This window comes from Azospirillum aestuarii (genome assembly GCF_016632405.1).
Lineage (GTDB): Bacteria > Pseudomonadota > Alphaproteobacteria > Azospirillales > Azospirillaceae > Azospirillum > Azospirillum aestuarii.
Window position 1 is genome coordinate 680,554 of record NZ_JAEPIV010000001.1, and the last position, 20,981, is coordinate 701,534.

The 20,981-nt window shown below is 68.7% G+C and carries 17 protein-coding genes; 5 read left to right on the forward strand and 12 right to left on the reverse strand.

The genetic code is table 11. The features are described 5' to 3' along the window. Nucleotides 1–57: 57 nt before the first annotated feature. The 4 genes from JJL56_RS03150 to hflX form a co-directional block, all read right to left on the reverse strand. Nucleotides 58–2,058 (reverse strand): tetratricopeptide repeat protein, encoded by a 2,001-nt coding sequence (locus JJL56_RS03150; protein ID WP_200484153.1) that lies wholly within the window; start codon nt 2,056–2,058, stop codon nt 58–60. A gap of 294 nt (nt 2,059–2,352) precedes the next feature. After that, nucleotides 2,353–4,218, reverse strand: coding sequence for a dihydroxy-acid dehydratase (ilvD, locus tag JJL56_RS03155; RefSeq protein WP_200484154.1), 1,866 nt, complete (start codon nt 4,216–4,218; stop codon nt 2,353–2,355). 195 nt (nt 4,219–4,413) lie between these two features. After that, nucleotides 4,414–4,836, reverse strand: coding sequence for a DUF2934 domain-containing protein (locus JJL56_RS03160; RefSeq protein WP_200484155.1), 423 nt, complete (start codon nt 4,834–4,836; stop codon nt 4,414–4,416). Nucleotides 4,837–4,970: 134 nt separating this feature from the next. After that, entirely contained in the window at nt 4,971–6,377 is a 1,407-nt protein-coding gene (hflX, locus tag JJL56_RS03165) for a GTPase HflX (RefSeq protein ID WP_200484156.1), read from the reverse strand. Nucleotides 6,378–6,523: 146 nt separating this feature from the next. Here hflX and JJL56_RS03170 point away from each other — a divergent pair, with 146 nt between their 5' ends. The 4 genes from JJL56_RS03170 to JJL56_RS03185 all read left to right on the forward strand — a co-directional run bounded on the left by JJL56_RS03170 (nt 6,524) and on the right by JJL56_RS03185 (nt 10,012). Next, nucleotides 6,524–8,182, forward strand: a complete 1,659-nt coding sequence (locus JJL56_RS03170; RefSeq protein ID WP_247890913.1) for a phospholipid carrier-dependent glycosyltransferase — start codon at nt 6,524–6,526, stop codon at nt 8,180–8,182. Between the two features lie 56 nt (nt 8,183–8,238). Then, complete coding sequence (locus JJL56_RS03175) at nt 8,239–8,985, forward strand: TetR family transcriptional regulator (RefSeq protein ID WP_200484157.1); 747 nt, start codon at nt 8,239–8,241, stop codon at nt 8,983–8,985. A gap of 137 nt (nt 8,986–9,122) precedes the next feature. Next, nucleotides 9,123–9,551 carry a phasin family protein gene (locus JJL56_RS03180; protein WP_145623627.1) on the forward strand — a complete coding sequence of 143 codons (429 nt, stop codon included), beginning with the start codon at nt 9,123–9,125 and terminating at the stop codon, nt 9,549–9,551. 125 nt (nt 9,552–9,676) lie between these two features. Next, nucleotides 9,677–10,012 (forward strand): tRNA-binding protein, encoded by a 336-nt coding sequence (locus tag JJL56_RS03185; protein ID WP_200484158.1) that lies wholly within the window; start codon nt 9,677–9,679, stop codon nt 10,010–10,012. A gap of 82 nt (nt 10,013–10,094) precedes the next feature. Here JJL56_RS03185 and rimO read toward each other — a convergent pair whose 3' ends face one another. Next, complete coding sequence (gene rimO, locus JJL56_RS03190; RefSeq protein WP_200484159.1) at nt 10,095–11,459, reverse strand: 30S ribosomal protein S12 methylthiotransferase RimO; 1,365 nt, start codon at nt 11,457–11,459, stop codon at nt 10,095–10,097. A 396-nt stretch (nt 11,460–11,855) separates the two neighbouring features. Between rimO and JJL56_RS03195 the strand changes: the two genes are divergently transcribed. Then, entirely contained in the window at nt 11,856–12,242 is a 387-nt protein-coding gene (locus tag JJL56_RS03195) for a MarR family winged helix-turn-helix transcriptional regulator (RefSeq protein WP_247889301.1), read from the forward strand. A 111-nt stretch (nt 12,243–12,353) separates the two neighbouring features. Here the strand turns inward: JJL56_RS03195 and JJL56_RS03200 are convergent, their stop codons facing one another. The 7 genes from JJL56_RS03200 to JJL56_RS03230 form a co-directional block, all read right to left on the reverse strand. After that, on the reverse strand, nt 12,354–12,587 hold the full coding sequence (locus JJL56_RS03200) for a formate dehydrogenase subunit delta (RefSeq protein WP_145623623.1): 234 nt from the start codon (nt 12,585–12,587) through the stop codon (nt 12,354–12,356). A 24-nt stretch (nt 12,588–12,611) separates the two neighbouring features. Next, the gene (gene fdhD, locus JJL56_RS03205) at nt 12,612–13,397 is read right to left on the reverse strand and encodes a formate dehydrogenase accessory sulfurtransferase FdhD (protein WP_200484160.1); all 786 of its coding nucleotides are present in this window, start codon (nt 13,395–13,397) and stop codon (nt 12,612–12,614) included. 28 nt (nt 13,398–13,425) lie between these two features. Further along, on the reverse strand, nt 13,426–16,254 hold the full coding sequence (fdhF, locus tag JJL56_RS03210; protein ID WP_200484161.1) for a formate dehydrogenase subunit alpha: 2,829 nt from the start codon (nt 16,252–16,254) through the stop codon (nt 13,426–13,428). Between the two features lie 19 nt (nt 16,255–16,273). Continuing rightward, entirely contained in the window at nt 16,274–17,839 is a 1,566-nt protein-coding gene (locus tag JJL56_RS03215) for a formate dehydrogenase beta subunit (RefSeq protein ID WP_200484162.1), read from the reverse strand. Then, nucleotides 17,836–18,324: a formate dehydrogenase subunit gamma gene (locus JJL56_RS03220; protein ID WP_109069533.1), complete on the reverse strand. Its 489-nt coding sequence runs from the start codon at nt 18,322–18,324 to the stop codon at nt 17,836–17,838. Before JJL56_RS03220 ends, JJL56_RS03215 begins: the two co-directional genes overlap by 4 nt. Nucleotides 18,325–18,492: 168 nt before the next feature. Next, nucleotides 18,493–19,425: a LysR family transcriptional regulator gene (locus JJL56_RS03225; protein ID WP_145623619.1), complete on the reverse strand. Its 933-nt coding sequence runs from the start codon at nt 19,423–19,425 to the stop codon at nt 18,493–18,495. Between the two features lie 132 nt (nt 19,426–19,557). Beyond that, nucleotides 19,558–20,811, reverse strand: coding sequence for a multidrug effflux MFS transporter (locus JJL56_RS03230; protein WP_345772535.1), 1,254 nt, complete (start codon nt 20,809–20,811; stop codon nt 19,558–19,560). Between the last annotated feature and the right edge of the window lie 170 nt (nt 20,812–20,981).

Here is a 20,981-nt window from a genome sequence, read left to right on the forward strand (position 1 = left end):
GCTTGGCAAATTAAGTTCGATCTTCGAGGGGTTTGTCCAGCGCTTGGCCTTGGGTCTTCACACCGATGTCACTGCTCTGCGGAAATCAGTGCATTGGGCCAGCAAGGGCGCCATCGAGCGTTGTGCGGCGATGCGGGCGGCGGCCTCCATCGCTTGCCGGGCCGCGGCGGCGTCGCCCTGCGCGGCCAGCCCGCGGGCCAGCGCGAGTTGCGCCCAGGCCATGTCGCCCGATTGTCCCGCGGCCGCGGCTTTCTCGGCAGCGTCGCGGGCGTTGCGGACGGCGTCCTCCGGCTGGCCGGAGAGCAGAGCGGCCTCGGCGATCCAGATCAGGATTTGCGGCTCGTGGCGCCGGATGCCGAGCATTCGCGCATGCTCCCGACTGCCCAGCAGCAGGGATGCCCCGTCATTGAGCGCTCCGTTGCGGACCAAAGCGTAGCCCAGCGCACCGAGGACCAGCGGCTGGCAGGCGTGCAGGCGGATCGTCTCGGTGATGGCGACGGCCCGTTTCAGCGGTTCCACCGCGACGGCATAGCGCTGCCCGGTCAACGCGGCCCAGCCGAGATGCAGACAGGCCAGGGCACGGGACGCGGCGTGGCCGTCATCCTCCGCCTGGGCGAGCGCCGCACGGGCCAGTCGAAGCGCCTCCTCCGGTTCGCCCAGTTCCGCCCGGCAACGCGCCCGGTGCGCGGCGATGCACACCGGCGCCAACGCCATCGGACCGTGGAGGCGGCGCGTTCCCCTCTGGCTCGCCAGTTCGGCGGCGGCGCGCAGGACGGTGTCGGCGCGGCGGAAGCGGCCCTCCTCGGTCAAGCCGCGGCCCAGCCTGATGAGCGTTTGCACCTGTTGGTCGTGGTTGTGGGTTTGCCGCCAGATCCGCAGGGCCTGCATGCCCGTCCGCCGGGCAGCCGGCAGATCGCCGCCGGCCCAGCGCAGGGCGGCCAGAAGCGACAGGGTGCGCGCAACGCGCAGTCGGTCGCCGAGGTCTTCGGCGAGCGCGCGAGCCTTCTCCGCCGCTTTCATCGCACCGCCGTCCGGCGTCGGGTGGGTGCGGGCTAGCGCGGTCCATAAGTCGATCCGGCGTTGCGCGTGCCGCCGGGTTTTGGGCAAACGGTCCAGCGCGGCGAGCGCATCCCTGTAATGACGGGCGGCGTCGGCGGGGCGGCAGTCCACCTCCGCCCGTCGTCCGGCGTGTCGCGCGCAGGCGCAGGCCAGCGCCCAATCGCCGGCCAATGGGGCGTGGTGGGCCATCCACTCGATCCGTTCCGGCCGCCGGTCGCGGCGCAGCGCGTCCAACAGGACGGCATGCGGCGTCGGATCGTCCATGCCTGTGCCGACGAGGTCGGCCGTCACGCCATCCGGTTCAGGCCCGCCATCCGGTTCAGGCAAGACCATGCGTCGTGCGGTGCCGGGGGGCGTCCAACCACCGGGCCGCTCGCACGGCGCGGGATAGCGGATGGCCAGCAGGCACAGCCGTGCGTCTTCGACGGTGTTGCCGAGCGCATTGAGCAGCGGCACCGTCAATCCGCGCGCCCATTGAGCGTTCTCCACCACGATCAGGACAGGACGCTCGTAGCACAAGTCAAGAAGGGCGGCGGCCAGCCCCTCCACCTGGAATTCCGCCCTCTGCGCGCCGTCCAGCCCCAGCCAGAGCGGTTGAAGCGACGGAAGGCCCAACAGGCCGCGCACCGCCTCTCCGGCCAGATCGCCGCCGCCGCGTTCGGCGGCCAGCGCGATGTCCCGACGGGCCCTGTCCGGAGGACCATCGGCCAAAGGCAGAAGGCTGAGCGCCACCGCTTCGAGGTCGTCCGGTCCATCCAGCGGCGGCAGAAGGGATTGCGGCCAGCGCAGGATGCTGAAACCGGCGGAGACGGGGCTGTGGAGAAGCGCGGCGATCAGGCGGTCGACATCGCCCTCCGCCGCGGTCAGGGATAGGACGGAACCGATGCCTTCCTCGGCCCGATGCAACGCATCCGCGATGTCCACCAGCGCGCGCCGGAACGCGGCACCATCGGGCGGCGGCCCGGCATCATCCCGAGCGACGGACCACGGATGCGCCATCGGTTTCCCCGTGGTGTTGGTTTTGCGGGACGCACATCCCGTTCCGGCATGTCGGAGCATGCGGAAGGACAATGACAGATTTCGGTGCGGATGGCCTGCGCTTCTTTCGGCGATAGGCAGGGCGGATTGGAGACATACTGCCGCATGCCTCTTGGCGTCCCGTTGCGCCAGAAAAGCGAAACGGCGCCGCGGATTGCCGCGGCGCCGTTCGTTACTGCCTGTCGGATTCGCAACCTTGCCGAAAGTCTTAACCGAAAGGTTCTGGTTCCTTCGGTTGCATGTTCGGCAACCGTGTCAGCGCTTCACGGCGATGCCTTCAACCTGCGACACGTCGCGCACCGCGCCGCGGTCGGCGCTGGTGGTCAGGGCGGCGTAGGCGCGCAACGCCGGGGAAACGACGCGGTTGCGGTTGGCCGGCTTCCAGGCGTCGGCGCCCTTGGCATTCTCGGCGTCGCGGCGGCGCTGCAACTCCTCATCGGACAGGGCGAGGTTGATCTTGCGGTTGGGGATGTCGATTTCGATCCGGTCGCCGTCCTGGACGAGACCGATGGCGCCGCCCTGCGCCGCTTCCGGCGAGGCGTGGCCGATCGACAGTCCCGAGGTGCCGCCGGAGAAGCGCCCGTCGGTGACCAGCGCGCAGGCCTTACCCAGCCCCTTCGACTTCAGGTAGCTGGTCGGGTAGAGCATCTCCTGCATGCCGGGGCCGCCACGCGGGCCTTCATAGCGGATGACCACCACGTCGCCCGCCTTGACCGTGTCGCCCAGGATGGCCGCGACCGCCGCGTCCTGGCTTTCGAAGACGCGGGCCGGGCCGGTGAAGACGAGGTTGGAGGCATCGACGCCCGCCGTCTTCACGATGCAGCCCTTCTCGGCGATGTTGCCGAACAGCACGGCCAGGCCGCCGTCCTTGCTGAAGGCGCTGTCGACGGAGCGGATGACGCCCCGGTCGCGGTCGAGATCCAGTTCGGGCCAGCGCTTCTCCTGGCTGAAGGCGATGGTCGTCGGGATGCCGCCGGGAGCGGCCTTGAACATGGTGTGCACGCCGTCGTCCTGGGTGCGCTTGACGTCCCAGCGGTCCAGCGCGTCGCCCAGCGTCTTGGCGTGGACGGTCGCGACGTCGCGGTTCAGCAGCCCGCCGCGATCAAGCTCGCCCAGGATGCCGAAGATGCCGCCGGCCTTGTGCACATCCTCGATGTGGACGTCGGCCACCGCCGGAGCGACCTTGCAGACGTTGGGGACGCGGCGTGACAACCGGTCGATGTCGTCCATGGTGAAGGGCACCTGACCCTCCTGCGCGGCGGCCAGCAGGTGCAGCACCGTGTTGGTGGAGCCGCCCATGGCGATGTCGAGCGTCATGGCGTTCTCGAACGCCTCGAAGGTGGCGATGCCACGGGGCAGGGCGGTGGCGTCCTCCTCCTGGTACCAGCGGCGGCACAGCTCAACCGCCATGCGGCCGGCGGCCAGGAACAGCTCCTTGCGGTCGGCGTGGGTGGCCAGGATCGTGCCGTTGCCGGGCAGGGAAAGGCCCAGCGCCTCGGTCAGGCAGTTCATCGAGTTGGCGGTGAACATGCCGGAGCAGGAACCGCAGGTCGGGCACGAGCCGCGCTCCATCTCCGCGGCCTCCTCGTCGGTCACCGTCGGGTCGGCGGCGGCGACCATGGCGTCGATCAGATCCACGGACTTGGTCTTGCCGCGCCAGTTGACCTTGCCGGCCTCCATCGGGCCGCCCGACACGAAGACCGCCGGGATGTTCAGCCGCATGGCCGCCATCAGCATGCCGGGGGTGATCTTGTCGCAGTTGGAGATGCAGACCAGCGCGTCGGCGCAGTGGGCGTTCACCATGTACTCCACCGCGTCGGCGATCAGCTCGCGCGAGGGCAGGCTGTAGAGCATGCCGTCGTGGCCCATGGCGATGCCGTCGTCCACGGCGATGGTGTTGAACTCCTTGGCGACGCCGCCGGCCTTCTCGATCTCGCGGGCGACCAGCTGGCCCAGATCCTTAAGATGGACGTGCCCCGGCACGAACTGGGTGAAGGAGTTGGCGATCGCGATGATCGGCTTGCCGAAATCGCCGTCCTTCATGCCCGTCGCGCGCCACAGGCCGCGGGCGCCCGCCATGTTGCGGCCGTGCGTGGAAGTGCGGGAGCGATAATGCGGCATGTCTCTACCTCAGGGATCGAACATTGCGTGCGGATGCGCAGGGGCAGCAACACTAGCAATCCCGACGGGCGGAAACCAGACCTCTCGTTCCCTTTTCCGCCCCGTTTTCCGGTAGATGGGGCATAGGAGGTCTGCGGAGGACGGGGAGGGAGAATGACCTCGCCCGGTCAGACGTGCGACGTCAGACGTACGACGTCAGCCGCGCGACGCGTCCCGGCGTGACGCCTTGCCCGGCTTTCCGCTCGCGGCACCGCCGCGGGAGATCTGGCCACCGGTCTTGGTCGTGCCGGTCTGCTCCATCCGTCCGGCAGCGACAGCCGACAGATTCTCCGCCGCCGCCCGCGTGCCGCTGGCCCGAGCGGCTTTGGAAGCGGCTTCGGGTTTCATGGAAACCGGTTTTGCGGCGGTCGCCTTGGAGCGCCGTTTTGGCGGCGCCTCCGGGGCGCTGCTTTCGGTTTCCTCGTTTCGCTTCTCGGCGCGGATCTCGTCATCGACCTCGGCTTCGGCCTGTGCCCAGTGCTCGTCGTGCCGGCCGTCGGGGCGGCCGTCCCGCTCCCAGATGTCATGGGCGCGGCGGCGAACACGCTCGGCCCGATCCTGTCCCGGCTTTTGAGTCATGGGGCTGCCTCCTCCTGGTCATGGCGGGTTACGGACTGGGCGGGTTACGGACCGGCCTGCCCGTCACAACGCAGGAGAGCGGCGGTGGTTTCAAATCATCCGAAGCCGTGGACCAAATGATGGGCGACGTCCCGTCAGCGGCTGTCCTGCCCGACGAACCGGCTTTCGAAGCGGGCGGCGTCGGCGGGGGCCAGAGCCACATGCACATGGGCCTGTCCGTCCTCGTCCCGGCGATCCAGCACCTGCCCATGCTCGTACAGCCACGCCAGGGCGCGCCCGTCCGACAGGTTCACGCTCAGTTCCAGCACCTGCCGCTCGGCCGATATGCGCCGGTCCAGCAGGTCCAACAGGTCGTCCAGACCCTCCCCGGTCAGGGCGGACACGGCCACGGCGCGTTCTTCGCCCTCCATCATCCGCTGGTTGGCGAGGCGCATGTGGAGCGCGCCGCGCGCGGTCGCAGGCATCTGGTCGGTCTTGTTCAGCACCTCGACCACGCGTGGGTCGTTGGCGGCGTCGATCCCGAGGTCGGCCAGCACCGAATCCACATCCGCCTTCTGCGCCGCCGCGTCTGGGTGGGAGGCATCGCGGACGTGCAGGATCAGGTCGGCAGCCTGCACCTCCTCCAGCGTCGCGCGGAAGGCGGCGACGAGCTGGGTCGGCAGCTCCGACACGAAGCCCACCGTGTCCGACAGGGCCATGGTCTTGCCGGAGGACAGGACGATCCGGCGGACCGTGGGGTCGAGCGTGGCGAACAGCATGTCCTCGGCGGTGACCCCGGCGCCGGACAGCCGGTTGAACAGGGTGGATTTGCCCGCGTTGGTGTAGCCGACCAGCGCCACCAGCGGGGTGCCGCCGCGCTGCCGGGCGGAGCGGTGCAGCTTGCGCGTCCGTCGCACCTCCTCAAGGTCCGACTTCAGACGGGTGATGCGCTCGGCGATCAGTCGGCGGTCGAGTTCGAGCTGGCTTTCGCCGGGGCCACCCAGGAAGCCGAAGCCGCCGCGCTGCCGCTCAAGGTGGGTCCACGACCGCACCAGCCGCGAACGCTGGTAGGTCAGCGCCGCCAGTTCGACCTGCAACTGGCCTTCGCGGGTGTGGGCGCGCTCCCCGAAGATCTCCAGAATCAGGCCGGTGCGGTCGATCACCTTGGCCATGCAGCGGCGCTCCAGGTTGCGCTGCTGCACCGGGCTGAGCGGATGATCGATCACCACCAGATCGGCGTGAAAGGCTTCCACCATCCCGCCGATTCGATCGGCGGTGCCGCGCCCGAACAGGGTGGCGGGGTCGGGACGGGCGACGCGGATCACCTCGGCGTGCGGCACCTCCAGACGGATGGCCTGGGCAAGCGCGATCGCTTCGGAGAGCCGCGCGTCGGGCTGGCGCGCCGCGCCGTTCCCTTCGTCCGGGTGCGCAGGCAGAACAGGTAGAAGGACCAGGGCGCGGCCGGCGGGTGGCGGTCCCGCTCCGTCGGAATCCTGGCCTTGGGCGCTGCGGGAAACGGAGGCGGTGGAACGGGGTGACGGGCGGTCGTCGGGATCAGGCATCGGGCTGGCACCGTTCCTTCTGGCGATGGGGTTGATCGATCAGGGGTTGCAGGTGAGCAAAAAACAGCCCGCCGCCGCAGCGGTTCCAAAACCGTCCGGAATCGTGCACAAACCGCTGGCGTGTAACCTCTGGACATACTCCGATCATGTCATCCCTGGACCGCGGTGCCGCTTCCCCCCAAACGGCCCGCCATACGGTCATGCCCAACCGCTCCGCCGGGGCGTCCGGCGGCGGTGCGCTGGACCGCTGGCCCTGGTGGGGGCTGTGCACGGCACTGGCGATGGTGATGGTGGCGTCGGCTCTGGCGATCGGCTTCCGCACCCCCTATTGGTCGCACGCCGACCAGGATCTGGTGCTGGCCTATCACGGGCTGCTGTTCAGCGAGGGGCTGCCCCAGGAGTATTTCGACCATCCCGGCTACACCTACTTCCTGGTGATCGAGGTCTGGTACCGGCTGCTGCACGCGCTGGGTCTGATGCCGGTCATCACCCTGTCGGGCCTGCCGCCCGCCGCCGACACCGCCGCCTACAACGCGGCCTGGCAGAACCTTGTGGAAGCCGGGCGGGCGCTGTCCATTCTCGTCACCACCGGCTTCGCGCTGATCTACGCCAACCTCGTCCGCGCGCTGGTCGGGGACCGGCGGGTGGCCTTCCTGGCCGCTGTGGTGATGGCCTTCGGCATCGGCCTGTCCACCCAGGCGCGGCAGATGCGCACCGACCTGCTGTCGGCCTCCTTCGTGGTCACGGCGCTTCTTCTGGTGCTGGTCGCCATCCGCACCGCGCCGGGCTGGCGGCCCCTGTTGCTTCTCGGGCTGGCCGGTCTGCTGGCCGGGCTGGCGGTGGTGACGAAGATCCAGGCGATCTTCCTGGCGCTTGGCATCCCTGTGATCGCGCTGGCCTTCGGGCGCCGCTTCGCCGGCCAGGATGGTTCCCGCTGGATCGCCGCCGGGATACTGGGGCTGGCGGCGGGTGCCGCGGCGCTGCCCGCGGCGGCCCTGATCCAGCACGGCATCGCCAGCGCCGGCCAGTCGCTCTACCCCTACCGCCCGGTGGGCGGCGGGCTGTCGGGGGTCTATCAGGGGATCGTCGTCGGCTGGGTCGTCCTCGGCATGGCCGTCTACGCGGCGGTGTGGCGGGTGCGCCTGTCCTACGCGGTGGCGGCCATGGCGGCGGTCGCGCTCGGGCTGGCGCTCGGGGTGCTCGCCCTGACGATCCGCCCGCATGAGCAGAACGTCATCGCCGTCGCCAACCTGATCGAGCACATGTTCGTCTTCACCACCTGGAAGCATCAGGCGGCGCTCCAGGGGCAGGAACAGGTGCTATCCGACGGGCTGGTGACGCTGCTGGCGAAGGGGCTGTGGCGCACGCTGGCGATCCGCACCATCGTCCTCCACCCCGACAACATCCCGCAGACCATCGTGGTGGAGTGGTTCATCATCGGCGGCTGCATCGTCCTGTGGCGTCGGGGGGAGCGGGTGGCCGCGGCGCAGGCGGCGCTTCTGCTGCTGGTCGCCTGGGGGCTGGAGACGCTGTTCTCCCTGCGCGGCTTCCAGCGCGCCTACGCCGCCTACACCGACCCGCTGATGGGGCTGGCCGCGGCCTGGGTGCTGCTGCGCCTGCCCGGCCTGCTGGAGCGCGCCCGGACGCGTCGCTGGATCGTCGGCATGGTGGCGCTGGTGGTGGTGGTCGCCCAGGTCTGGCCGGCCATCGAGGCCATCCGCCTGCCCAACCCCGCCGGCCAGTGCGGCTGGATTCCCACCTACATGAAGCGGGTCGAGCCCTTCCCCTTCTGCCGCCCCGGTTGAGGTGCGGCGCCGGCGTCCCACATCATGGAGACAGGCTGACCACGAGGTTCGACCCCATGGACGACACCGCCAACACCCGCTGGAAGACCGATCCCGAGGCCCCCGACGCCGTGGGGAATGCCGCGGGAGGGGGAGGGGCCGATGACCTGGACCAGCGGGTGGCCGCCGCGGCGATGCGGCTCGCCGCCGGGCAGGGCTGGCGCAACACCGGGCTGCTGGCGATCGCGCGGGCGGCGGGGGTGCCGCCGGACGTCTTCTACCGCCGCTTCCCCGACCGGTCCGACGTGCTGGCCGCGGTGTCGCGGGTCGCCGACACGGCGGTCCTCGCCGACGACGCTCCGGTCAGCCCGGACGAGAGCGCCCGCGACCGGCTGTTCGATGTGATGATGCGCCGTTACGACGCGCTTCTGCCCTACCGGGACGGGCTGCGTTCGGTTGTCCGCGACCTGCGGCGGGAGCCGCTGACCGCTCTGGCCTTCTCTCGCCATTTCGGTCGGTCGATGGCCTGGATGCTGCGTGCCTCCGGGATCGAGGCCGACCGGACCGGCGGCGCCCTCCTCGTGGCCGGGCTGGGCGCGGTGCAGGCGCGGGTCATGCGCGTCTTCCTGGAGGACGACAGCGCCGACCTGTCGCGGACCATGGCGGCGCTCGATTCGGAGCTTCGGCGGGCGGAGCGCTGGGCTGAGGCATTACGCCGCAGATCCGGACGCGCCTCTTCCTCCGAATCGCAGACGGCGCAGCAGGGCATCGGGGAACCGGCTGGGGAACCAGCCAGGGAACCAGGAAGCGCGTCCGCCGGTTGAGGTTCCGTAGGACGCAGTGTAGCCCCTGGTGCGACGCACAAGGGCGTTGACTATCTTTTTGGCAATCTGCATAGTCGCGCCACAGGTTTGCTGCGCCGCAGCACGCCGAATGAATCCTTTCGTCGGGGGTGAGAACCATGGCCAAGCAGACCGGTAACCCGTTCCTCGAATTCGACCTGTCCAAGATGCTGGGCGAGTACAAGGTGCCCGGCCTCGACGTCGAGTCGATCCTGGCGAGCCAGCGCAAGAACATCGAGGCGGTGACCGCCGCCAACCAGCTCGCGATCGAGGGTCTGCAGGCCGTTCTGCGCCGCCAGGCCGAGATCGTCCGCTCCTCCGTCGAGGAGGCCGGCAGCTACGTGAACCAGGTCGCCGCCGCCGGCACGCCGGAAGAGAAGGCCGCCAAGCAGGCCGAGATGGTCAAGGTCGCCTTCGAGAAGGCCCTGTCGAACATCAAGGAACTGGCCGAGCTGGTCGCCAAGTCCAACACCGAGGCCGCCGACGTGCTGTCGAAGCGCGTGTCGGAGAGCCTGGACGAGGTCAAGGCCGCCATCGCCAAGAAGTAAGCTCCTCTCCCACCGGAGAGTGCCGCAAGGGGCCGCCCACTGGGGCGGCCCTTTCGCGTTTCAGCTTCGGCGGCGCCGGTGCTAGCCTTGCCCGCGACGATTGAAACAGGGCAGGGACAAGAACCGTGACCATCAGTTACGACGATTTCCTGAAGGTGGACGTCCGCGTCGGCACCATCATCGCGGCGGAGCCCTTTCCGGAGGCGCGCAAGCCCGCCTACAAGCTGACCATCGACTTTGGGCCGGAAATCGGCACCCGGCGCAGTTCCGCCCAGATCACCCGCCACTACACGCTTGATGAATTGGTGGGCCGGCAGGTTCTGGGCGTGGTGAACTTCCCGCCCAAGCGCATCGGCCCCTTCACGAGTGAAGTTCTGTGCCTGGGCCTGCCCGACGCGGACGGCGAAGTGGTGCTGGTCGGGCCGGGGCAGGATGTGCCGAACGGCGGGCGGTTGTACTGAGGCCCGGCCGTACTGAGTCTGCGAACAGAAAAAGGGCCGGGAGGCATTGCCGTCCCGGCCCTTTTGTTTTGGGCGGAGCGCCTTACTCGGCGCGTTCGATGGAGCCCCAGAGGTCGTATTCGTCGGCGTGTTCGATGGTCACGTCCACGACGTCGCCCGGCTTCACGTTCGTCTCGCCGTTCAGGAAGACGTTGCCGTCGATCTCCGGCGCGTCGGCGTAGGAGCGGCCGATGGCGCCCTCCTCGTCGACCTCGTCGATGAGAACGCCCAGTGTGAAGCCGACCTTCTGCTGGAGCCGTTCGGCGCTGATCGCCTTCTGGGTTTCCATGAAGCGCTCCCAGCGCTCCTGCTTGACCTCTTCCGGAACGGCGCCGGGCAGGTCGTTGGCGGTGGCGCCCTCGACCGGCTCGTACTTGAAGCAGCCGACGCGGTCGAGCTGCGCTTCCTTCAGCCAGTCCAGCATGAACTGGAAGTCCTCCTCCGTCTCGCCGGGGAAGCCGGTGATGAAGGTGGAACGCAGCACCAGATGCGGGCATTCCTGCCGCCACTTCCGGATGCGGTCGAGCTGCTTCTCCTGTGCCGCCGGACGGCGCATGGCCTTCAGCACGGTGGGAGAGGCGTGCTGGAACGGGATGTCCAGATAGGGGAGGATGCGGCCCTCCGCCATCAGCGGGATTACCTCGTCCACGTGCGGGTAGGGGTAGACGTAGTGCAGACGCACCCAGACGTCGAAGTTCGCCAACTCGCGACAGAGGTCGATGAAGCGGGCCTTCACCTTGCGCCCGTACCAGTCCTCTTCCGCATACTTGCGGTCGATGCCGTAGGCGCTGGTGTCCTGGGAGATGACCAGCAGTTCCTTGACGCCGGCGGTCGCCAGCTTCTCCGCCTCGCGCAGGACCGAGGCGACCGGACGGCTGACCAGATCGCCGCGCAGGGACGGGATGATGCAGAAGCTGCAGCGGTTGTTGCAGCCCTCGGAAATCTTCAGATAGGCGTAGTGGCGCGGGGTCAGCCGCAGCCCTTCCGGCGGCACCAGATCGGTGAAGGGGTCGTGGACCGGCGGCACGGCGTCGTGCACGGCGTTGACGACCTGCTCGTACTGGTGGGGACCGGTGACGGCCAGCACGTCCGGATGGACCTGCCGGATCATGTCCGATTCCACGCCCATGCAGCCGGTCACGATGACCCGGCCGTTTTCCTTGATCGCCTCGCCGATGGCCTCCAGCGATTCCTTCTTGGCCGAATCGAGGAAGCCGCAGGTGTTGACCAGCACGACGTCCGCGCCGTCGTAGGACGGCGAGATCTCGTAGCCTTCGGCGCGCAGGCGCGTGAGGATGCGCTCGGAGTCGACGAGCGCTTTGGGGCATCCCAGGCTGACGATCCCCACCTTGGGGGAGGAAGCCGGGTTGGTCTTGAAACCGGGAATGGACGGGGGCGTGCTGGTCATGGCGCGCATATATAGGCGAGTCGCGGCGCAACGCCAGACAAAACGCACGGCGCAGCCCCGACACGAGGTGGTGGGTGTCCTGCGTTGTCTCCGCACCGGTCCGGTACTCCGGACAGCGCCACAGGGGGGTGCGACACCTTGTGCTGAATAAGGTTTAAGGTCAATGTTTCGTTTACCCATCCGATACCGTAGTGTGCGGCTCGTCGTCGGGGGTGGGGAGTCATGGACTTGCCTACTGGGGTATGTTAGTTTGGTATTCGTATAGTCTCTAAAGCGTACAGACTCGTTGCCGGCATTTGCTGTGCAGCGCGTGTTTATTCTGGCAACTGTCGAGACCCCGCTGCCATGTCGAAAAGCCCACCGTCCCTGGCTTCGGCGCAAGCGATTGCCGAGGTCATGATGCACATCGGTCACATCGCCGACAGCATGGGCTACACGCAGGGTTTGAAGCCGTCGCAGTGGACGGCGCTGCGCTACTTCGCGCGCGCCAACGACAGCCAGCGGACCGTGTCCGCCTTTGCCGACTTTCACGCGACGACCCGCGGCGCGGCGTCCCAGATGGTCGAGGTTCTGGTGACGAAGGAACTGCTGACGCGCGTCCCGGTGCCGGAGGACCGCCGCGTCGTGCAGCTTCATCCGACGGAGAAGGCGCTGGCACTTCTCGAATACGATCCGCTGAAGGACTTCGCCTCGGTCATCGCCGCCCTGCCGGGGCCGGAGCAGTTCCAGCTCGCGGATCTGCTGTCGCGCGTGCTGAAGGGGTTGTTGAGCAAACGGGCCTGAACAGGAGAGGTGCTATTGCCCCCTCCCTAACCCTCCCCCGCTTTGCAGGGGAGGGGACAAAACTCCCTCCCCCTCAAAGCGGGGGAGGGCCGGGGTGGGGGCAATGAGCCTCTACGCGCTCCCGACCTTCGTCGGCCCCTTCAGCCGTTCGACCGCCTGGGTGACGATCTCGTGCAGGCCTTCGCCGCCCGCGCTGCTGTGGTCCAGCAGGCGCTGACGCATCCGCGGTTCCCAGAAGGCGCGGATGTGACCGGCGGTCTCGGTCACTGCCTCGTCCTGTGGGTAGGACTGGAAGTAGTTGGCGATCTGGTTCGCCATGCGGACGAGTTCACGTGTGGTGTCCATGGTTCGGCTCCCGGAATAGCGTTTTTAACGGAACAGCATGACGCCGTTGCCGCGCGCGCGGGCGGCCAAGGTCATGCCGGCGGCGCGGGCGAGCTTCAGTGCCAGCGCCGTGGGGGCGGAAATGGTGGCGAGCATGGGGATGCCGATGGTCGCCGCCTTCTGAACCAGCTCGAAGCTGCAACGGCTGCTCATCACCGCAAAGCCGCCGGACGGGTCGAACCCCGCACGGGCCAGCGCGCCGGCCAGCTTGTCCAGAGCGTTGTGCCGCCCGACATCCTCCCGTGCCATCACGATGCGCCCGTCCGGCCCAGCCCAGGCCGCGGCATGAAGCGACCGGTTCGCGCGGTTCATCGGCTGATGGTCGGGCAGGGCGGCGAAGGCGGCGGCCACCGCCTCAACCGACGGGGTGAAGCCCGCCGTCACTTTCGGCGGCTCGCGCACGGCGTTGGCGAGGCTGTCCACCCCGCACAGGCCGCAGCCGCTCCGCCCTTCCATGGAACGGCGGCGGAGCGAGCCGCGCAGAAGACGCAACGGGTCCGCCTCGATGGATAGGATGATGCCGTCCTCCACCGGACGCACAGCGATGCGGTCGATGTCGGCGGCGCTGCCGACGATTTCCTCGCACAGGCTGAAGCCGAGCGCGAAGTCCTCCAGATCGGCGGGCGTCGCCATCATCACGGCGTGGGAGCGTCCGTTGTATTCGAACGCCACCGGAGTCTCCTCGGCGACCAGCCATGTCACGTCAGCCTGATTGGCCGCCTCCGGAAAGCCGGTGCCGCTGGCCGGCCGGGAATGGGCGTGGGTGAGCATGGCTGGTCCTCCGCTGCGCGTTTGCGCCTTACTCCGCCGCCACTTCCACCAGGTCGCCGCGGCGGATCTGCCAATCGGACGGGTGGTTGCTCAGCGTCACCTGCACCGCGGTCACCTTGTATTCGGGGCAGTTGGTGGCCCAATCCGAATTCTCGGTGGTGACGACGTTGGCCCCGGTCACGGGGTGGTGGAAGGTGGTGTAGACCACCCCCTGCGGCATCCGGTCGGAGATGCGCGCCCGCAGCGTGGTGGCGCCGACGCGGCTGGCGATGGAGACCAGATCGCCGTCGCGGATGCCCCGCTCCTCCGCGTCGTGGGCGTGAACTTCCAGAATGTCTTCCGGGTGCCACGCCACGTTGGCGGTGCGGCGGGTCTGGGCGCCGACGTTGTAGTGGCTGAGGATGCGGCCCGTCGTCAGGATCAGCGGGTAGAAGCGGGAGGCCCGCTCCTCCGTCGGCACATACTCGGTGATCATGAAGCGGCCCTGGGACGCCTTGCCTTCGCGGACGAAGCCGTCGGCGTGCATGATCGGGGTGCCGACCGAGTCCTCGTCGGTGCACGGCCATTGCACGCTGCCCACCCGGTCCAGCTTCGCGAAGCTGACGCCGGAGAAGCTCGGGGTGAGGCGGGCGATCTCGTCCATGATCTGCGCGCTGGTCCGGTAGAACATGGGATAGCCCATGGCGGTGGCCAGATCGCAGACGACCTCCCATTCCTGCTTGCCGGTCTTGGACGGCATCACCGGGCGGACGCGGTTGATCCGGCGCTCGGCGTTGGTGAAGGTGCCGTCCTTCTCCAGGAAGGAGGTGCCGGGCAGGAAGACATGGGCGAAGGCCGCGGTCTCGTTCAGGAACAGGTCCTGCACCACGACGATCTCCATGGCCCGCAGGGCGGCGAACACATGCTGGGTGTTCGGGTCGGACTGGGCGATGTCCTCGCCCTGGACGAACAGGCCCATGAAGGTGCCGTCCACCGCGGAGTCGAACATGTTGGGGATGCGCAGGCCCGGCTCGGGGTCGAGCGCGGCGTTCCACACCTCCTCGAACTGCTGGCGGACCACGTCGTCGGAGACGTGGCGGTAGCCGGTCAGCTCGTGCGGGAAGGAGCCCATGTCGCAGGAGCCCTGGACGTTGTTCTGGCCGCGCAGCGGGTTCACCCCGACGCCGTCACGCCCGATGTTGCCGGTCGCCATGGCGAGGTTCGCCATGCCCATCACGGCGGTGGAACCCTGGCTGTGCTCAGTCACGCCCAGGCCATAATAGATCGCCGCGTTGCCGCCCGTGGCGTAGAGCCGGGCCGCCGCGCGCATCTCCGCCGCCGGGATGCCGGTGTACTGCTCGGTGTTCTCCGGGGAGTGGCGCGGGTCGCGGACAAAGGCTTCCCAACGGGCGAACTCCATCGGGTCGCAGCGGTCGGCCACGAAATTGCGGTCGACCAGATCCTCGGTCACGATCACATGGGCCAGCGCGTTCATCGCGGCGACGTTGGTGCCGGGACGGAGCTGGAGGTGATGCGTGGCCGAGACGTGCGGGCTGCGCACGAGGTCGATGCGGCGCGGGTCGATGACGATCAGCTTGGCGCCCTGGCGCAGCCGCTTCTTCATGCGGGAGCCGAAGACCGGGTGGCCATCCGTCGGGTTGGCGCCGATGACCAGGATCACATCGGACTTGTCGACGCTCTTGAAGTCCTGCGTGCCGGCGGAGGTGCCGAAGGTCTGCTTCAGGCCGTAGCCGGTCGGGGAGTGGCAGACGCGGGCGCAGGTGTCGACGTTGTTGTTGCCGAAGGCGGCGCGGATCATCTTCTGTACGACATACACCTCCTCGTTCGTGCAACGGGACGAGGTGATGCCGCCGATGGAGCCGCGGCCGTACTTCTGCTGGACTGCGCGCAGGCGGGTGGCGGCGTAGGTGATCGCCTCCTCCCAGGACACGGTGCGCCACGGATCGTCGATGCTCTCGCGGATCATCGGCTTCATCTGGCGGTCGGCGTGGGTGGCGTAGCCCCAGGCGAAGCGGCCCTTGACGCAGGAATGTCCCTCGTTGGCGCCGCCGTCCTTGTGGGGGACCATGCGGACCACGGTGGTGCCCTTCATCTCAGCCTTGAAGGAGCACCCCACCCCGCAATAGGCGCAGGTGGTGATGACGCTGTGCTCCGGCTGGCCCAGCTCGATCAGCGACTTCTCGGTCAGGGTCGCGGTCGGGCAGGCCTGGACGCAGGCGCCGCAGGAGACGCACTCGCTGTCCATGAACTGTTCGAGCGCCCCCGGCGATACCTTGCTGTCGAAGCCGCGCCCGTCGATGGTCAGGGCGAAGGTGCCCTGGACCTCGCCGCAGGCCCGCACGCAGCGGGAGCAGACGATGCATTTGGACGGGTCGAAGGTGAAGTAGGGGTTGCTCTCGTCCTTCACGGCGGAGCGGTGGTTCTCACCCTCGTAGCCGTAGCGGACGTTGCGCAGGCCGACCGCGCCGGCCATGTCCTGAAGCTCGCAGTTGCCGTTGGTCGGGCAGGTCAGGCAGTCCAGCGGGTGGTCAGAGATGTACAGCTCCATCACGCCGCGGCGCAGCCGGCCCAGACGCTCGTTCTGGGTGTGCACCTTCATGCCCGGGGCGACCGGCGTGGTGCAGGAGGCCGGCGTGCCGCGCCGCCCCTCGATCTCCACCATGCACAGGCGGCAGGAGCCGTAGGCGTCCAGCATGTCGGTGGCGCACAGCTTGGGGACGGTGATGCCGGCTTCCATCGCCGCGCGCATCACCGAGGTGCCTTCCGGCACGGTCACCGTGCGGCCGTCGATGTCCAGCGTCACCATGGTGGCGGACTCGCGGGCCGGGGTGCCGTAATCGATGTCTTGGATGGACATGGGATCTGGTCCTTTCCGCTCACTCGGCCGCGACAGCCGCGGGGCTGCGGGTGAAATCCTCGGGGAAGTGCTTCAGGGCGCTGCGCACCGGGATCGGCGTCATGCCGCCCATGGCGCAGAGCGAGCCGTCGGTCATGACCTCGCACAGGTCGTTGAGCAGCGTGATGTTCTTTGCCACCGTCTCTCCGGCGATGATGCGGTCCATCACCTCCACCCCGCGCACCGCGCCGATGCGGCAGGGGGTACACTTGCCACAGGATTCGGCGGCGCAGAACTCCATGGCGAAGCGGGCCTGCCTGGCCATGTCCACGCTGTCGTCGAAGACGACGATGCCGCCGTGGCCGACCATCGCCTCGACCGCCGCGAAAGCCTCGTAATCCTTCGGCAGGTCGAACAGCGAGGGCGGCAGATAGGCGCCCAGCGGGCCGCCGGCCTGCACCGCGCGGATCGGACGGCCCGTGATGGTGCCGCCGCCGAACTCGTAGAGCAACTCGTGCAGGGTGACGCCGAAGGCCTTCTCGACGATGCCACCGTGCTTGATGTTGCCGGCGAGCTGGAAGGCCAGCGTGCCGCGCGAGCGGCCGACGCCGAAGTCGCGGTAGTAGCTGGCGCCCTTGTCCAGGATGATCGGGACCGAGGTCAGCGACAGCACGTTGTTGACGACGGTCGGCTTGCCGAACAGACCCTCCAGCGCCGGCAGCGGCGGCTTGGCCCGGACGGTGCCGCGCTTGCCCTCCAGGCTTTCCAGCATGGAGGTCTCCTCGCCGCAGATGTAGGCGCCGGCGCCGACGCGGACGTCGAGGTGGAAGCGGTGGCCGGTGCCGTGGATCTCGTCGCCCAGCCACTTCTCGTCATAGGCCAGCCGGATCGCCTCGCGCATCGTCGCGACGGCGTGCGGGTACTCGGAACGGATGTAGATGTAGCCCTCGGTGGCGCCCACCGCGATGGCGGCGATGGTCATGCCCTCGATTAGGCAGAAGGGGTCGCCCTCCATAATCATGCGGTCGGCGAAAGTGCCGCTGTCGCCCTCGTCGGCGTTGCAGCAGATGTATTTCTGGTCCGCCTGGGCGTTCAGCACCGTGTTCCACTTGATGCCGGTCGGGAAGCCGGCGCCGCCGCGGCCGCGCAGGCCGGATTCGGTGACCTCGGTCACGATCTCCGCCGGGGTCATGGCGAGCGCCCGCTCCAGCCCGCGGAAGCCGCCGTGCAGCCGGTAGTCCTCGACCGACAGCGGGTCGATGATGCCGCAGCGGGCGAAGGTCAGCCGCTCCTGTTTGGCGAAGTAGGGGATCTTCTCGGTCAGGCCGTGGGCCAGCGCGTGGTCGGCGCCCTCGAGGAAGCCGGCGTCGAACAGGCCGGGCACGTCCTCGGCCATCACCGGGCCGTAGGCGACGCGGCCCTCGGGCGTCTCCACCTCGACCAGAGTCTCGATCCACAGCATGCCGCGGGAGCCGTTGCGGACGATGCGCAGCGGGATGCCGCGCCGGGTGGCCTCGGCGCGGATGGCGGCGGCCGTCTCGTCGGCGCCCACCGACAGGGCGGCGGCGTCGCGCGGCACGTAGACCGTGTGCAGGGGCTCGCTCATCGTGCAGCCTCCGTGGCCAGGGTGGAGGCGGTGATGGCGTCGAAGCGGGCCGGGCTGACCCGGCCGTGCAGCGTCTCGTCCACCATCACGGCGGGGGCCAGGGCGCAGTTGCCCAGGCAGAAGACCGGCTCCAGCGAGAAGGCGTCGTCGGCGGTGGTCTCGTGGAAGTCCACCTTCAGGCGGCGGCGGATGTGGTCGATCAGCCCGTCGGCGTTCATCGACTGGCAGGCCTCGGCCCGGCAGACCTTGATCGTGTGGCGGCCCGGACGGCTGCGGCGGAACTCGTGGTAGAAGGACACCACCCCGTGCACGTCGGCGCGCGACAGGTTCAGCTCACGCGCCAGCAGCGGGATGGCCTCCTCGTCGATGCAGCCGAACTCTTCCTGCAGAGCGTGCAGCATCGGCAGCAGCGCCCCACGCAGGTGACGGTTGGCGGCGATCACCGCCGTGGCGCGGTCCTCGCTCCATGGAGATCGGGCGTTCATGGTCTCCTCCCCCGCGCCCGCCTGGATCGGTGGCGCTTCGTTGGTGTCTCGTCCGTCAGCGTTACGGACATTGGGGGAGGCGCGCAAATTTGATTTTCTGATGCGGTGATAGGGTTTCCCTATCACCACACGGACCGCGCGGTTATGCTGTTGAGATCATAGCCCTTTTTAGAGACCCCAGGGGGCCAGCGCCTCGTCGGTCAAAGAACGCACGCGTTCGGCAAGGCCCGGTTCCGCCGCCACGGCGGCGAGCGCCTTGGCGAGCGGGGCCGGCGGTTCGCGGTCGGCGTAGACGAGTCCGACGGCGTAGGTCAGGTCCGGCTCGGTCAGCGGCAGGGCCACCAGATCGGGGTGGCGGGCGACCAGGGTCAGGAGCTGGCTGGGCACCACGCTGGCGGCCAGACCGCTGCGCACGATGGTGTATATGGTGACGATGGAATTCGTCTCCATCAGCGGAACCACCGTCCGGTCGGCCATGCGGAAGGCGGTGTCGGCGATGCGCCGGTTCTGCATGTCGGGGGTGAGCAGGCACAGTGGCAGCTCCGCCGCGTCGGTCCAGCGGATGCTGGTGGCGCCCTCCCGCACCTGGCGGCGCTGGGCCAGCAGGAAGTAGCGCTCCGAAAACATCGGCACGGTGCGGACGTTGCTCAGCGGCTCGTTGTCGAGATAGGTAACGGCGGCGTCCAGCTCGAACCCGTCGAGGTCGCGCTGGATGTCCCGCGAACTGAGCGAGCGCACACTGGAGCGGATCTGCGGGTAGCGCTCGGCGAAGCGGGCCAGAACATGGGGGACGGCGGGCAGGGCGGTGGGGATGGCTCCGATGCGCAGATGGCCGGACAGGCCCTGGCCCAGCGCCGTCAGCTCCTGATAAAGCCCGTCCCGCTCCGCGACGATGCGGCGGGCATATTCCAGCACCTTCAGCCCCTCCGGCGTGAAGCCGGAGAATTTCTGCCCACGCTCGACGATGGGCACGCGCAGCTCGTCCTCAAGCTGGCGGATGGCGTTGGACAGCGTCGGCTGGGAGACGTGGCAGGCCTCCGCCGCCCGGCCGAAATGCTGCTCGCGCGCCAGGGCCAGCAGATAGACGAATTTGCGGAACACAGTCCCCTCCCGCGCGTGATGGGCCAGTGCCCGCTCGGCGCCCTCCAGGGGCGTCGTGGACGTTATGCCGAATTGGACACACCGCCGGCAAGGACGCAGACGCCTTGCCGGCCGATGCCCCCTCCCGGGACGTCAATCCCCCGGCTGCACTGCTGCCGCGGCGTGGGTGGAGCGCATCAGCGTCCCGCGCTCCGTCACCAGGACGGTCAGCAGCGCCAGCACGCCCAGCACGGTGAAGCCGACGGTCAGGGGGCGCACGGTGCCGTCGAAGGACTGGCCGACGATCCAGCCGACCACCGCCGCCATGCCGGTGCTGAAGAAGCCGACGAAGGACGACCCCATGCCCGCCACATGGCCCAGCGGCTCCATCGCCATGGCGTTGAAGTTGGGAGCGATCAGGCCGAAGCAGAAAAAGATCGCGGCCATGAACAGGCCGAGGCCGAGCAGTGGCGGATGCTCCGGAAAGCCCAGCAGCGCCATGGCGACGCCGGTCAGCGCGTAGCCGATCAGGGCGACGTGCGACACCCGGTGCATACCGACCCGCCCGACCAGCCGCGCATTCACCAGCGAGGCCAGGGCCATCACCCCGGCGATCGCGCCGAAGGCCACCGGGAACATCGCCCCCAGCCCGTAGACGTCCACGAAAATCTGCTGGGCGCTGCCCACATAGCTCAGCAGCCCGCCGAACAGCAGGCCCATGGCGGCGGTGTAGCCGACCGTCGCGCGGGTCGTCACCACCTTGCCAAAGGCGTGGCCGAGCGCCGCGGGAGACAGCGGCAGCCGATCCTCCGCCGCGCGGGTTTCCGAAAGCCGTAGCATCGACCAGGCGAAGGCGGCGACGGCGGCCAGGAACAGCGCGCCGAACACCCACGGCCAGGTGCCGAGATGCAGGATTCCCTCGCCCAGGGCCGGGGCGATGATCGGCACGATGATGAAGATCATCATGACGAAGGACATCACCCGCGCCATGTCGCGCCCGACGAAGCGGTCGCGCACGATGGCGATGGCGACGACGCGCGGCGCAGCGGCGCCGAAGCCCTGCAGCGCGCGGGCGGCCAGCAGCGTCGTGAAGCTGGGGGCGAAGACCGCGCCCAGCGACCCGATGGCGAAGATCACCAGACCGGCGGCCAGCACCGGTTTGCGCCCGAACCGGTCGGACAGCGGCCCGTGAAAGGGCTGTCCGACGGCGAAGCCCAGCATGTAGGCGGTGATGACGAGCTGCCGGTCGTTTTCCCGCACCACGCCGAACGTGTGGGCGATCTCCGGCAAGGCGACCAGCATGATGTCGATGGACAGCGCCGTCAGCGCCATCAGAAGGGCCATGAGCGCGACGAACTCGCCGAAGCGGATGTCGCCGCGCCGGGCGGCGGAAGCGGAGTGGGGCACGGAATCAGGCATTGCGCCACTGTGCCGCGCGCCTGTCTCCGCGGCAAATCGAATTCCCGCAGGCCCGCCATCGATATTTGGGCATCGACAATTCAGGGCTGTGACGGCTTGCGGTCCTGTGCTCCGCACATTGCCACCTTTTGTGGCGCACCCAACTTTCATTTGAGGAT